The organism is uncultured Neptuniibacter sp., assembly GCF_947498015.1.
In the GTDB taxonomy this organism is placed as follows: Bacteria; Pseudomonadota; Gammaproteobacteria; order Pseudomonadales; family Balneatricaceae; genus Neptuniibacter.
Genome location: NZ_CANMIR010000004.1, coordinates 1 through 13,506, shown reverse-complemented (window position 1 = coordinate 13,506; position 13,506 = coordinate 1). Strand labels below are relative to the sequence as shown.

The window sequence follows — 13,506 nt, the reverse complement described above, 5'->3', positions numbered from 1 at the left end:
GGCAACCGTATGTTGATTGTTGGAAATAAAAGCAGCCTTCGAAAACAACTTCTGGTTTTTCTGATCCTATCAATTTTTATCTTGTCGTTGATTAACTCGATAACAGCGGGTTGGATCGCAACTAAACAATCCAGCAAGATACTCGAGCACCAGTCCTTCCAGATCGTCAGTAACCTTGCTCAAAACAGCATCTTATCCCTTCTGACAGAAAGCCAGGAAAATGCAAATGATGCGATCAATCAGGTCTTAAATTTCAATGACGTGGTTGGCGTGGCACTCTTCAATGCTTCAGGAGACCCTCTCGTTCACAAAGGGAGAATTGAGTGGTCCGAAAACCAACTCCATGAGTGGTTAACACCTCAGAAGGCCAGCATCGTAGAGGATGATCGCGAACACTGGATCGTCAGCGCTCCGATCAATCTTCAGGAAATTAGAGATGAGGGAAATCTGACCGATTTCGACACACTTGAAGATGGTTCCCTTTTTCTTGGTCATGCGGTTATCAATATATCTAAAACATCGCTGAACAACCTTACCAACAACCTGTTCAGCAATATCCTATTGATCGGCCTGGGCTTTGCGGTTTTACTGGTATGGTTACAGAATGCAGGCCTTAAGCGCCTGACAGCCCCACTGGTTAATCTCTCTGAAACAATGAACCGCGCGAGGCGCTCCGGTGAGCATACATTTGCAAATATTGAAGGCGCCAAAGAGCTAAGGCAGATCGCTGGTAACTATAATGCGATGATGAAAGCACTCTCTAAACAGGAGGAGAGACTCATCGAACTGAATGCGGGTCTGGAATCTCAGGTTGCCATTCGCACGAAAGAGCTGACTTCAGCACGTGATACAGCCCTGACCGCTGTGCGAACTCAATCGGAGTTTCTTGCCAATATTAGCCATGAACTGCGCACCCCTCTTCAGGCAATCATGGGCTATATTGAGCTCGTCCGAGAAGAACTTGAGAACGAAGCGCTCTACACACAAGTGGATGATCTAGAATCGGCTCTGGAGTCATCAAACCGCCTCCTCTCTTTAATTAATTCGATCCTAGACCTGGCAAAGTGCGAATCTGGTGAGACGGAAGTCACTCTCCAAACAACCTCGATCAATAACATCACAATTGAGCTTGAGACGATTATTCGCCCGCTGGCCACTCAAAATCGTAACCAACTACGGATATCACTGTCTGATATTGACTGTCCCATCTCCATTGATAAGGAAAAAACCCTGCAGGTACTGATCAACCTTCTCTCTAACGCCTGTAAGTTTACATCTGAAGGCAGAATAGACCTGAGGACATTTATTGAGAATAATCATGTCTATTGGGTTGTCTCTGACACTGGAATCGGGATTCATCGCGATAATTTTGAGATAATTTTTGATAAATTTAGACAGATCGATGGTAGTGTAAAGCGCGAGTACAGCGGCACTGGCCTGGGCCTGGCCATTTCCCGTCATTTTGCAGAGATGATGGGGGGAAATATCAGTCTGAAAAGCACACCAGGTCAAGGCTCAGAGTTCACCTTATATCTACCCTTGAATCCAAACACAGCACCTGCAACTATAGACGAAACGAGCTTGCAGAATGGCTAATACTAAAACGAACAGCTGGTACAAAAGCATGCAGATCAAGTTTTATCCTCTGATAGTTGCCTCCCTTATCCACACTCCATTATGGGCAGTGGAGAGCAATCAGTTTTATGAGGGGGATGAATTTGCTGACTTCTATGCTGAAGATGAGCTGATCAGCATTGCTACTGGCACGGTGATACCGATCCGCAAGGCCCCCTCCGTTGCCAGTGTCATCTCCCGGCAACAGATCGATGCGATGGGGGCAACCCACCTCGATGAGGTACTGGAGCGAATTCCTGGGCTGCATGTCATGCCTTCAAACTTGAGCCGACTCGACCCGGTCTATTCTATTCGAGGAATTCAGACAGGTTTCAACCCACAAATACTGGTCCTGCTGAACGGAAATGAGATCAAGCATAATTATAATGGTGGATTAGCCTTCACTTTCCGAATGCCCCTTCACAACATCAGTCGAATAGAGGTAATTCGTGGTCCCGGATCGGCAGTCTATGGCGCTGATGCCTTCAGTGGCGTTATCAATATCATTACCCAAACAGCGGAAGAGAATGCAAATGGTAGCGCAGGTATCCGGCTAGGTAGTTTCGATAGCCAGGACTTATGGTTCAGCAAAGGGTATGTAGCTCAAGACCACTCCGTGTCATTCGCCTTTTCACAACAAACATCCGATGGAGACAGTGGCCGCATTATCGAAAGTGATCTGCAAAGCGGTCTCGACACGCTATTTAGTACCAACAGTTCCGAAGCACCCGGAGCTCTTTCTACCCATTACGATACTACCAACTTACAACTCGATCTTAGCTACGGAAACTGGCAGTTAAACAACTGGTATTGGAAACAGGATAAGGCTGGTATAGGTCAAGGTGGCGCATTGGCATTGGATCAGGAGGGCTACCAGAATTCTGAGCAATTTCTCACCCATCTGAATTACAGCACAGAACTCGACACAAACCTGCATTTCAACGCTGACCTTTCATACCTGAGAACCGAAAGCGATACATTATTTAACCTCTTTCCTGCTGGAAGTACTCTTCCAATTGGTAGTGACGGTAACGCATTCTCCTTACCCTTTTCAGGAAATGTGGTATTTACTGATGGGTATATCGGCAATCCTCAATCTGTTGCTGAAACGACTAAGCTGGAACTATCCGCGCTTTATAACGGTATAGAAGAACACTCTATCCGCCTGGCATCCGGCTGGACATACAACAAAATAGACACTCAAGAGTATAAGAACTTTGGCCCCGGGGTCATTGACGGTACAGCAACCCCTATCGATGGCACATTAACCAACGTCTCCGATTCTGAGCATGTATTTCTACCCAATAGTGATAGGAAAGCACTTTTTATCTCTGCACAAGATCAATGGCAGATAAGTAATGACTGGTCACTCACAGCAGGCTTGCGCTGGGATCGATATTCTGACTTTGGCAGTACCACAACACCCAGGATAGCCTTGGTATGGGAAACCAGCCATGACCTGACGACAAAGATTCTGTACGGCACAGCCTTTAGAGCGCCCTCTTTCAGTGAGCAATACCTGCAAAACAATCCCGCTCTGCTTGGAAACCCGGATCTGGAACCTGAAGAGATCACAACATGGGAGCTGGCTTTTGATTACCGTCTCAACTTTGATACACGACTTAAAGCCAACTTTTACACCTATGAAGCTACTGACCTGATCGATACCGTAGTAACTGGCAGCACCATTACCTATGCTAATGCTCGTGATCAGGATGGCTACGGTTCAGAACTGGAAGCCGACTGGCAGGTGTCTGATAAGCTCCACCTTAATGCAAGCTATGCTTACCAGAACGCAGAAGACGCAGCAACTGGCGCAGCGATCCCTGATGTCCCAACCCACAGCACTTACCTAGATCTGAATTACAGCTTCACACCTGAATTCAATGGTTCATTGCAACATTACTGGATCGGGTCTCGTGAACGGGCTACGGGGGACTCACGTGATGACATAGAGGACTATCACTGGGTCAATGTTAAGCTAAGCCGCTTGTTCAAACAGAACAAAGTCACTGCATCCCTTATTGTGAAGAATCTATTTGATACAGATGCCAGAGAGCCATCCAGCAGCAGTATTCCGAATGATTACCCACTTGAAGGGCGGAGCATCTGGGGCGAGCTTAAGTATCAGTTCTAATCTCAGGTGCCTATGAAAAAAAAAATTGAAGAGCAAAATCGCGGGGATGATTTCTGTGAACACTTCTCCACTTCAATCTGGAAGGAAACGCCCTCTGAGGAGAATCCCTACCATACTGAAAACGCTCACTGTCATGGATACAACCATCTTGATCTGATCAATGGACGCAACTTCTCAGAAGTTATTTTCCTCATTTTCAAAGGCGAACTCCCAACAGCTGAACAAACGCGACTATTTGATCGCCTCCTTGTTACTCTGATTCACCCTGGTCCTCGTCATCCCGCGTGTAGAGCAGCCATGAGCGCGGCTACGAGCAAAACCCATGTGGGTCATATACTGCCTTTGGCGCTAAATGTACTGGGTGGAGAGCATAACGGGAGCCATGAAGTTTATCGTTGCATGAAGTTTATCCTCCAGAAGCAACATTCGCCTGCAGAGCAGGTTGCAAAAAAACTCATCCTCGCTGTAAATGACTCAGCCGACACAGAAGGGGATATCACCATAACCCCAGGTTTTGGCTCCCTCTTTGGTTCCGCCGATCAGTACACCTCTGTATTAGCTCACAACCTGATGAAAGCGCATCAGACACCTGCTCTAAGTTGGTGTGATTCACTATTACAAACGATCTCGGCTGAGCGACCTGAGATCGGTTGGCGAATCACTGGTATCGCTGCGGCGGCCCTTTGTGATCTCGGCTTTAGCCCTTATCAAGGAGAACTGTGCTACCAGATTGCCTCCCTGCCTGGTATCGCAGCCCAGGCGGCTGAAAAAAGCGATGCCGAACTTACAGCTATGCCCTTTCTCCCGGAGGATCGCTATGTCATCGAATAAATCAGCATACCGTTATTGGGACCACTACCGTAATCGTATTTACAGCCGTAAAGGGGGCTGGAAAATAGGTGAAGCGGTCTACAATCATGGCTATTCCATGATGGATGAACTGGTTGGAGAGGTATCCTTTTTTCAGCTGCTACTGCTTAATATTACGGGCAAGATCCCCTCAAAAAATCTGGCGGATTGGCTGGAGGGGTGCTTCATCTGTTTAAGCTGGCCTGATTCACGCATCTGGTGTAATCAGATGGCGGCTTTAGCTGGCAGCGCAGGAACGAAACCTGTCGCTGCGGTATCTGCGGGAATAATGGCATCGGACTCACTTTTATACGGCCCGGGCGTGATTCCTCATTGCATGAACTTTATCACAGAGTCAGTTGACGCAAAGCAACAGGGTTTCGAGCTAAAAACCATCATCGAGCAACAGTTAAACCGAACTAAAACCGTACCAGGTTACGCTCGCCCTATCGCTAAGGGTGACGAGCGAGTCATAGCGATGCGTGAAGTAAGTAAGCAGTTGGGCTTCACACCCGGCACCCATGAATTACTCGCAGAAGAGATAAGCGACTATCTGGCGGATACAATAGAGGAATCGATCAACTTCGGTGGATATATGGTCGCCTTTCTGGCCGACCAGGGCATTACTGTAGATGAACTCACTCAGATAAGTGCGCTTTGGGTCAGCGCAGGGGTTCAAGCCTGTTATGCGGAAGCGATTGATCGCCCCGCAGGTAGCTATCTGCCTCTACGCTGCAGTGATGTTATCTATACTGGTGTGGATGATCGAGCACTGCCAGCCAGAGAATAAGCACTACTCGCAGGTATTTTTACTGGTGGCTAATCCTTTAACTCGCTCACCCATCGGCGGCACCTCTTCTGCATCAATACGAACATCAAGCAGAGTGGGCTGCTGTTTAGAGAATAATCGAGAAAAATCCAGTTGATCCAGCTGCTCAACAGTGTCGATGACAATCCCTTCAATCCCCATCGATTCCGCGATGGCAGCAAAATTGATCTGTGGAAGCTCATAGCCAATCTGCTCGGCACCACCCAAACGCTGACCGTGTTTCACCATACCAAGTGAGTTATCATTCACCACGAGCATCACCAACGGTATGTTCTGCTGTAGCGCCACAGTGATCTCCTGACCACTCATGAGATAACTTCCATCACCGGTAATACACAGATGCGGAGACGATGGATTTGCAACACAAGATCCCACCGAAGCTCCTATCGCCCATGTCATCGAACCATATCCCATCGCAATCCGATACCTACCAAGATTATCCCGACGTTGAAAATAGCGGGTCGCCCAAGCCCAGGCGTTCCCCGCATCAATAAACACGCGACTATCTTCCGGAAGCATCTTAGCCAGTGAGGAATAAAGCCTCTGGGGTTTTATCGGATAGTGAGAGCCCTCACACAGAGCGTTCTCATCTTCAGAAAAAAGGCTCTCTTGAAACTGTAATGGCCTCGTCGCCTGCCACGGCATACGAGCCAACTTGGCCAAACGCTCATTGAGTTGCTTGAAAATCGATGTCAGACCACCTAGCACATGAAGGCGTGCCGTACCTGAACGACAAAAATGCTCCTGAATACTATCAATATGAATCAACTTTTCATTGATCAGTTTGGCTTCCCAGCCATTCGTACCGATCTCACTAAGCTTAGCCCCGATGGCAATCATCAGATCATACTGCTGATCCATCACTAAACGGCGAGCTTTCGCATGCCCAGAGAACCCGAATACGCCCGCATACTGTGGGTGATACTCATTGACCCAGCGCTTACCCATAGGGCCAGATATAATGGTCGCGTTTACGCGCTCAGCAAAACGAATTATCTCTTCACTCGCACCTTCACAGTTATCCCCTAAAAAGAGGGCAATCTTTTTCGCCTGTACAATCTCCGGAAGTAGTTTATCCAGCGCATTCAGATCCACTAAGGAATAGTCATCTGTTAACATATCCAAACGATAATCAGGCTCAAAGCTAAGTGGTTGATTAATCAGATCAGCAGGAAAGCTTAAGTGTACGGGGCCCTTAGGATAAGCATTTGCAGCCTGAACCGCCGCAATCAATTTAGGGATAATCTGATCTGCATGCGACACAAGGCTGCTGTACTTAGTACAGTGCTTGAACATACCCACCAGATCAACCGCGCTACAGGAGCTATCTTGCAGCGCTTTACGGCCGAACTTTGGCATTGGAGTTTGCGCCGTAATTACCAACATTGGAATGTTATCCACATAGGCGCTTGAAACACCGGTCATCAAGTTGGTCGCACCAGGTCCGGTTGTGGAGCAACAAACCCCTATTTTCCTGCGTTCCCGGGCATAACCGTCCGCCATAAATGCCGCACCACTTTCATGTCGCGCCACCACCATCTCGATCGGCGCTTCGCGACTGGCTCGTGCCACTGCATCGAAAAAAGGCTCGATTGAACCGCCCGGAACACCGAAAACTTGAGTCACATCCAGCTTGCGCAAAAATGACACAATCGCATCACCACACTTTAAAGGTTGTGATTCTGTTGAGGGTACCCACTTCTTAACCACTGCTGTACTCATAACTGTTCCCTGTATGCTTCCCTTTATTATTATCAGACCTCAGTAGAGGCTTAACGCTTAAGCAGAATATCTGTTCTGCCGCTAATCCTCAGCCAGAACCAGCTCTACTTCATTTTGATCAAATAGCTGCTCAATCGGCATCGGTCTGCCAACATGATAACCCTGTGCATAATCCACCTTAATATCACGCAGAATATTCAGCGTATCCTGATCTTCAACAAACTCCGCAACCGTTTTCTTGCCTAAAGCAGTGGAAACCTCGTGGATCGATTTAACCAATGCCAGATCGATTGGATTGCTCGTAATTCCCTTTATAAATGAGCCGTCAATCTTGACTGTCTCTGCTGGCAGGCTTTTCAGGTAGGAAAATGTACTAAACCCTGTGCCAAAATCATCGATCGAAAAAGCGCACCCCATACTACGAAGCTTAGTAACCATCTCCTGAGTGGCACCAAGGTTACTCAGACTCGCGCTCTCTGTAAGTTCAAAAATCACGCGCTGCGGCTCTACTCCAAACTGGCGTAACTTTTCTTCGATCAGCGGCACCAGTGAATCATTACGGAACGCCTGCGCTGACAGATTAATAGCAATTTTCGTCAACCTTGGGTAATCCGCCAAACACTTAATCGCTTTGGAGATAACGTGCTGATCTAACAGGGAGATATCTTCAAACCGCTCCAGCGCAGGAATAAAGTCACCGGGGTAAACAACCTGCCCATCAATATCCAGACGTACCAACGCCTCATAATATTCAACATGATGGTTAGCGATGTTATAGATCGGTTGAAAATGCAGCAGTAACTGATCGTTCTCTATCGCATGCTGAACGGCATGAAGCCACTGCATGCTGCTTTTAACATCACCACTCTCTTTATCTTCTACTGAGAATGAGTGTACGCAGTTTCTACCACGCGTTTTCGCAACATAAAGAGCAATATCCGCTTGCTGCAGGTAGTTTTGAGGGGAGCTTTCATCTCCGTAAATAGCAGTGATACCAATACTACAGGTCACCTTAAACGCCTGCCCTCCCACATTGCTGTGAGATTGCGCTACAAGGTCGCAAAGGCCTGCAGCGATCTTGCACCCCTCATCGATATCAGTATCGACCAGCAACAAAGCAAACTCATCACCACCGATACGACATAGTCTGTCCGTGTCACGCACCCTATGCTGTAAACGTTCAGCAACATCAATCAGCACGGTATCACCCTGCTGATGTCCTAGCGTATCATTGATCGCTTTAAAGTGATCAAGGTCGATATACACCAGACAATGAGTACTATCACCACGCTTAGCTATTGAGGTGATACGTGTCAGTTCATTTTCAAAGTAAACACGGTTATACAGACCTGTTAAAGCATCATGTATCGCAAGATGATGGAGCCTCTGCTCCGCCTGTTTTCGGGCTGAGATATCATCAATAGCAACTGAAATAGCAACGCTGCTATTTTCTCTATGAATCCTGTTGAATCGAGCTTCAACCCAGGCACCCTGACTGAATTTATCCTGAAGCTGAAATTCAAGCCGGTATCGGTTAGAACGGCCTGATAGCAGCATATCGATCGCATTAGCTACCTGTTCAGAAGCACTATACGATTCAGAACAGGTAAACTCAGTAAACTGTTTTCCTTGTAGATCAACCGGAGACTGCCCGGTCAGCAGAACCCAGGAGCGATTCATAAAAGCAACCCGCCCCTGGTTATCCAACTCCACGACCGAAGTGGATAGATTATCGAGTATCAGTTGATGCTCTTTTGCTTGCGAATACAAAGCCTGCTTATTAAGCTGCAACGATTCTATGGTATCTGCAAACTGCTGATTACTGATAAGGAAGTCTTCGCGCCGAGACGCAATTTCACACACTTTACGCAGCTGCTCAGCCCTAAAAGGCTTACTTAGAAAGTCTGCAGCCCCTTTGAGCATTAGTTCTTCCGCCAGATCCATGGAGCCATGCGCTGTCATGATAACAATCGACTGATCCGGCTTTTGACTCAAAATTGTGTCCATCACTTCCGGACCAGACATACCGGGAAGCATCACATCCAGAAGAATAATAGGGTGTTTATTCTCACGCCAAAGCGCGATACCCGTTGGCCCATCCGCAGCGATATCCACGATAAAGCGCCCCCGTAGGATACGCTGAATCAACACAGCTGTTTCGGATGCATCTTCAATCGCCAGTACACGGGGTAACCGGGCATTTACGCACAGCCCTTTTACCTGCTGCAAAAGAGGCTCTAAACGTTGATATTCAGCAAAAGGGATAAGGTGATCTATATCGAATTCTCGGGCGGTGGTTTCTGCAATCCGTTCGCACCAGGTCGAAGAAACCATCAGGATCGGAGTCGCATCACTACAGCTTAAAACCCCGGAACGAATTAATCGGGCCAGACGCCAACCATCAAGATCACCCAGATAGATATCACTGACTACACAATCGATAGAATCTGTTTTCAGAATAGAGACAGCTGCACGGCCACTGCTCGCTTCTACAACCTCATAGGAGGTGCAGGAGGAGATAAAATCGGCGAGTTCCTTTCTTTTCTGCGCATCGCGATTTACTAACAATAATCTAAGTGGATCAGCCATTACGCAACATCCGTAAAATCCTTAGTAGGTACAACTAGACAGCAAAGCCTAACCAAAATCACTGCCCATCATAAATCAGAATTACTACAAAAAAATGTACTCTAAGTTAGACAATACAGTTCCTCTAGTTTGCCATCAAGTTTCCTTCGTAAAAAGAACAAGTTACTTAAAATTTTATCTAACGTTAATCTAAATTCCTTATACACGGAGAGGTTATATTTCATCTCAATAAGGTCTATGCTGGACGACAGGATCCGCAAATAAAAATAAGCCGCTGGATACAGCGACTCGCATATTGAATTTCTCAGGAGGCGACATGCCCTATAACGAAGAGATGATGCAGGAACTCAATGTACTAAACCTTTTCAACCTAGAAACAACGCAGGAAGGTATCAAGGTTCATTCTTCAGCCAAACCAGAGGTTATCGCAGCAACACAGCGACTGTTTGATAAGGGGCTGATCACTCAATCCGACGGTGGCTACCTTACCCCCCTAGGACACGATGCTGCAGAAAACAGTCAGATCCTTATCACAATACTGAAAACTGAAAGCCGACTCTGAAATTGAATATGCCAGATACAACAAAGGGCCATAAAGGCCCTTTGCTTATAAACCTGAATCTGGATGTGTTGCAATAAAGTGCTCCATCACCCTGCGTAACAGATGTGCATGAGCCTCATCATTATTCCGTTCAGCTTTGGCGATATCATCAAGAATAATCTTCTTAATCCTCTGCTCACCCTGATGCTCAACGAGATAGTTCCCCATCGCCATTGCAATGATCGGATCTACATGCTCATGCTCAGCAATCGCATTTACTTCACCGACAGTGAGTCCACTCATTTCCAAGCATTCATTGTAAGTTAACATGGCTCTTTCCCCCTCTTATTCTAATTAAGGCGCTCTTCTCTCCCTTGCCTACTGTCAGTCTAGGCTAAACGGTTCTACTTTCCTGTCCGTTTAGAACTGAACGTAATAAAAACGAAACAAGCCTGACACGGATCAACTATTGCAAAAATCCACAGTCTCACTAAGATCCCGCACAACAATGACTAATCAGATTAAGGCGATAAGATGAATCTCAATGAGTTTCTGCAACAGATCGGTACCAACCCTGAACTGGACTTTGAACATACCATCCAGGCCATTACGGATAACTACAACTACACACCAACCGCTTTTAAGAACGGCCAGGTCGATAATGCTGTTGGGGAAAATGAAGGCAGCTGTAAAATTTTTGCATTTGCCAAGTTAAATAATCTCAGTGAAGAGCAGACTCTAAAGTGCTTCGGACGCTTTTATCAGGATGTACTCAACACACCTGAAGGCAACGACCACGGCAATATCCGTAACTTCATGCAAACAGGCTGGTCTGAGATCGATTTCGAGGGTGAAGCACTCACTGCGAAATAAGATCGTTTAACCGATACAAAAAAGCTCCGGCACAAGACCGGAGCTTTATCAGGGATTGGCACTGAAGGTTCAGTGCCGATTACCAGCGAGGTTATTGACCATCAGTATCCAGATTATTATTTGTTAATAACGTATCCAAGATCTGCTGATCCGTTAATGTACCTCCTGCAGTCAGATCCACACCCTCCAGAAGGACGGTATGCTCATCTTTACCTGTTTCATTCGTATTAAGCGCATAGTCCCCATCAGCATTAATATGCACGACAGTACCATCCACTGTATTTTCAAAATGCAGGTACTGATCCAGTGTAGCGGCATCTTCGGTAACCCCACCCAGCAGATCAGAGATATCAAGAATATCGCCTTCTGTTGTAGTAAAGTCTTTAACCGTATCAGCACCTGATCCGCTATCTTCTCCTACAAACATGAAGCGATCTAAACCGTCGTTACCTGTTAGTTCGTCACTACCAGCGAAACCAACCAGTACATCGTTGCCATCGCCACCGATGAGGATATTGTCATCTTCTGTACCCAGAATGGTGTAGGCATCAGTATCGCCAGTCTGATCAGAATCACCCGTCAAGATAGTATGATCTTCAGGGCTGATATTAACGCTAACCGCACCAGGAACAAGGACCGTATCACCATCTGCATCAGTGAGTTGAACATCGAAGTCCATTTTGATCAGATCGCCTGGCTCAGGTACAGAAGCACCGAAGCCCTCGATTTTAAATGTAGCGCCCGCCTCGTGATGATATTCCACAGTGGTGAGCTGATTATCTGTGAATACAGAGACCTGAGTATCAGCAACAATACCACCCACTACTAAATCATCGCCCGTCCAATTAAGAGTGTATGTCACTCCTCCAACTAGGACGGAGGCATCTGTGGAAGTGACTGTCTGCGCATCACCATTATAACTGATAGTCACACTGGTAATATCTTGTTGAGCATTACCCACCCCAACGGTACTGCCATCAGTATCATCATCAATGAATGCTTTTATTCGAATATCGGAAGTCGAATTGATCGCCGTGAATATCGCGGTTGCACCATTAACCAGGTTATGACCGTCGAACACATGATCTTGGTTAGGAGCGTTACTATAATCCGCTTGTGATATATTTTTCGTTGGATCTCCACTGATTCCATTCACAAAATCAACACGCAACGCTTCATTTGAGCCAATACTATTACCAGATGAAACACCAATGGCTATATCACTCGTATTTGTCGTACCTGCACTGACACCATTGATCATAGGCGTCAGAAGTACATCCTGATCACCATTTGCATCAAGAGGGTTCGTATCATCGAAATATGAATATGGGTCATTACCACCGACAAAATCAAACCCTACATCACTGACACTGAATGAGGTCTGTCCTCCATCCACCTGTCCAGTCAATGTAAAGGTATACGTATCATCTGATACATCAGTCGCATCATGATTCAGCGCTGCTACAAATACCTGATTGTCGGTAACAGCAACATCATCACCATCAAGAACACCATCTGGGTTGGTTGTTGAACCGATCAGCGTTTGTCCATCACTAGAAACAAACAAATAGATGGTGAGCCCCGCAGAGGTAAAGCCACTGTCTGTACCATTCGTTACCGCAAAGGAGATAGTGCCCCCTGCACGATCTGCCCCCAGGTTGTTGTCGATATTTCCATCAATATCCAGCTTGCCAGTTGTGGTACCGGAAACCCCTGTGGTATTGGTGACAAATCCGAGATCCGGTGTAACAACATTCGGAATATCATCGACAATATCAATATTAACCGTAGCGGAAACTTCAGTGATGCCATCATTCACTTTCACCACAAAGCTATCCGCTGATGGTTCCGTCGTAATGCCATCATCCACACCGGGTGTATGTGAGAACGGAGACGTTAATGTATAGGAGTAGCTAAATACACCGGCAGCATAGCCCGTAATTTCGACCGTACCATAAGTAGTATTCGCCGTTTCACCGATCATGGCATTGAAGTCCGCAAACTCACCCACACCATTACCGATTGTAAGGACATTTGATCCTAATGTGATCGACTGGATATCATCCAATCCATCGGTATCCGCAATTGTGAAAGTACCTGTCGCCACTTCTGATTGATCAGATTGATTGCCACCATTGCCATCAGCAAGTTCACCACTACCCACATCTGCCAGGCCTTTCTCATCCACCTCTTTGGAGAGAGCATCGACCTGAATCGTTGGCGCATCATTGTTACCAAATACGGTAACCGTCAGTGTGGTGGTGACTGGCGCGGTTCCATCTGAAACCGTATAGGTGAACACATCATCCGCCGTTTCCAGATCGTCCATACCCTGAATCGCTGCATCATTCA

The 13,506-nt window shown here is 46.7% G+C and carries 10 protein-coding genes; 6 read left to right on the top strand and 4 right to left on the bottom strand.

The features are described 5' to 3' along the window. Positions 1-9 precede the first annotated feature (9 nt). From Q0882_RS06075 to Q0882_RS06060, 4 genes are read left to right on the top strand one after another with little or no spacing between them, the layout of a single operon-like run. Positions 10-1,596: an ATP-binding protein gene (locus Q0882_RS06075; protein ID WP_299179145.1), complete on the top strand. Its 1,587-nt coding sequence runs from the start codon at positions 10-12 to the stop codon at positions 1,594-1,596. Positions 1,597-1,624: 28 nt separating this feature from the next. Then, positions 1,625-3,751, top strand: coding sequence for a TonB-dependent receptor (locus Q0882_RS06070; protein ID WP_299179143.1), 2,127 nt, complete (start codon positions 1,625-1,627; stop codon positions 3,749-3,751). A 12-nt stretch (positions 3,752-3,763) separates the two neighbouring features. Continuing rightward, positions 3,764-4,582: a citrate/2-methylcitrate synthase gene (locus tag Q0882_RS06065; RefSeq protein WP_299179141.1), complete on the top strand. Its 819-nt coding sequence runs from the start codon at positions 3,764-3,766 to the stop codon at positions 4,580-4,582. Next, positions 4,569-5,390, top strand: coding sequence for a citrate/2-methylcitrate synthase (locus Q0882_RS06060; protein WP_299179139.1), 822 nt, complete (start codon positions 4,569-4,571; stop codon positions 5,388-5,390). The genes Q0882_RS06065 and Q0882_RS06060 overlap by 14 nt, the downstream gene beginning before the upstream one ends. 3 nt (positions 5,391-5,393) lie before the next feature. On the opposite strand, the gene Q0882_RS06055 is transcribed toward Q0882_RS06060, so the two are convergent. Both Q0882_RS06055 and Q0882_RS06050 read right to left on the bottom strand, forming a co-directional pair. After that, positions 5,394-7,151, bottom strand: a complete 1,758-nt coding sequence (locus Q0882_RS06055; protein ID WP_299179137.1) for a thiamine pyrophosphate-binding protein — start codon at positions 7,149-7,151, stop codon at positions 5,394-5,396. Positions 7,152-7,232: 81 nt separating this feature from the next. Beyond that, positions 7,233-9,740 carry an EAL domain-containing protein gene (locus Q0882_RS06050; protein ID WP_299179135.1) on the bottom strand — a complete coding sequence of 836 codons (2,508 nt, stop codon included), beginning with the start codon at positions 9,738-9,740 and terminating at the stop codon, positions 7,233-7,235. 316 nt (positions 9,741-10,056) lie between these two features. Here Q0882_RS06050 and Q0882_RS06045 point away from each other — a divergent pair, with 316 nt between their 5' ends. Further along, entirely contained in the window at positions 10,057-10,302 is a 246-nt protein-coding gene (locus Q0882_RS06045; RefSeq protein ID WP_299179133.1) for a TIGR02647 family protein, read from the top strand. 45 nt (positions 10,303-10,347) lie between these two features. On the opposite strand, the gene Q0882_RS06040 is transcribed toward Q0882_RS06045, so the two are convergent. Then, on the bottom strand, positions 10,348-10,584 hold the full coding sequence (locus tag Q0882_RS06040; protein WP_366915914.1) for a hypothetical protein: 237 nt from the start codon (positions 10,582-10,584) through the stop codon (positions 10,348-10,350). 231 nt (positions 10,585-10,815) lie between these two features. Between Q0882_RS06040 and Q0882_RS06035 the strand changes: the two genes are divergently transcribed. Continuing rightward, positions 10,816-11,154 carry a HopJ type III effector protein gene (locus tag Q0882_RS06035; RefSeq protein ID WP_299179129.1) on the top strand — a complete coding sequence of 113 codons (339 nt, stop codon included), beginning with the start codon at positions 10,816-10,818 and terminating at the stop codon, positions 11,152-11,154. A 91-nt stretch (positions 11,155-11,245) separates the two neighbouring features. On the opposite strand, the gene Q0882_RS06030 is transcribed toward Q0882_RS06035, so the two are convergent. Further along, positions 11,246-13,506 (bottom strand): type I secretion C-terminal target domain-containing protein (locus Q0882_RS06030; protein WP_299179127.1); only part of this gene is annotated, 2,261 nt, incomplete at its 5' end.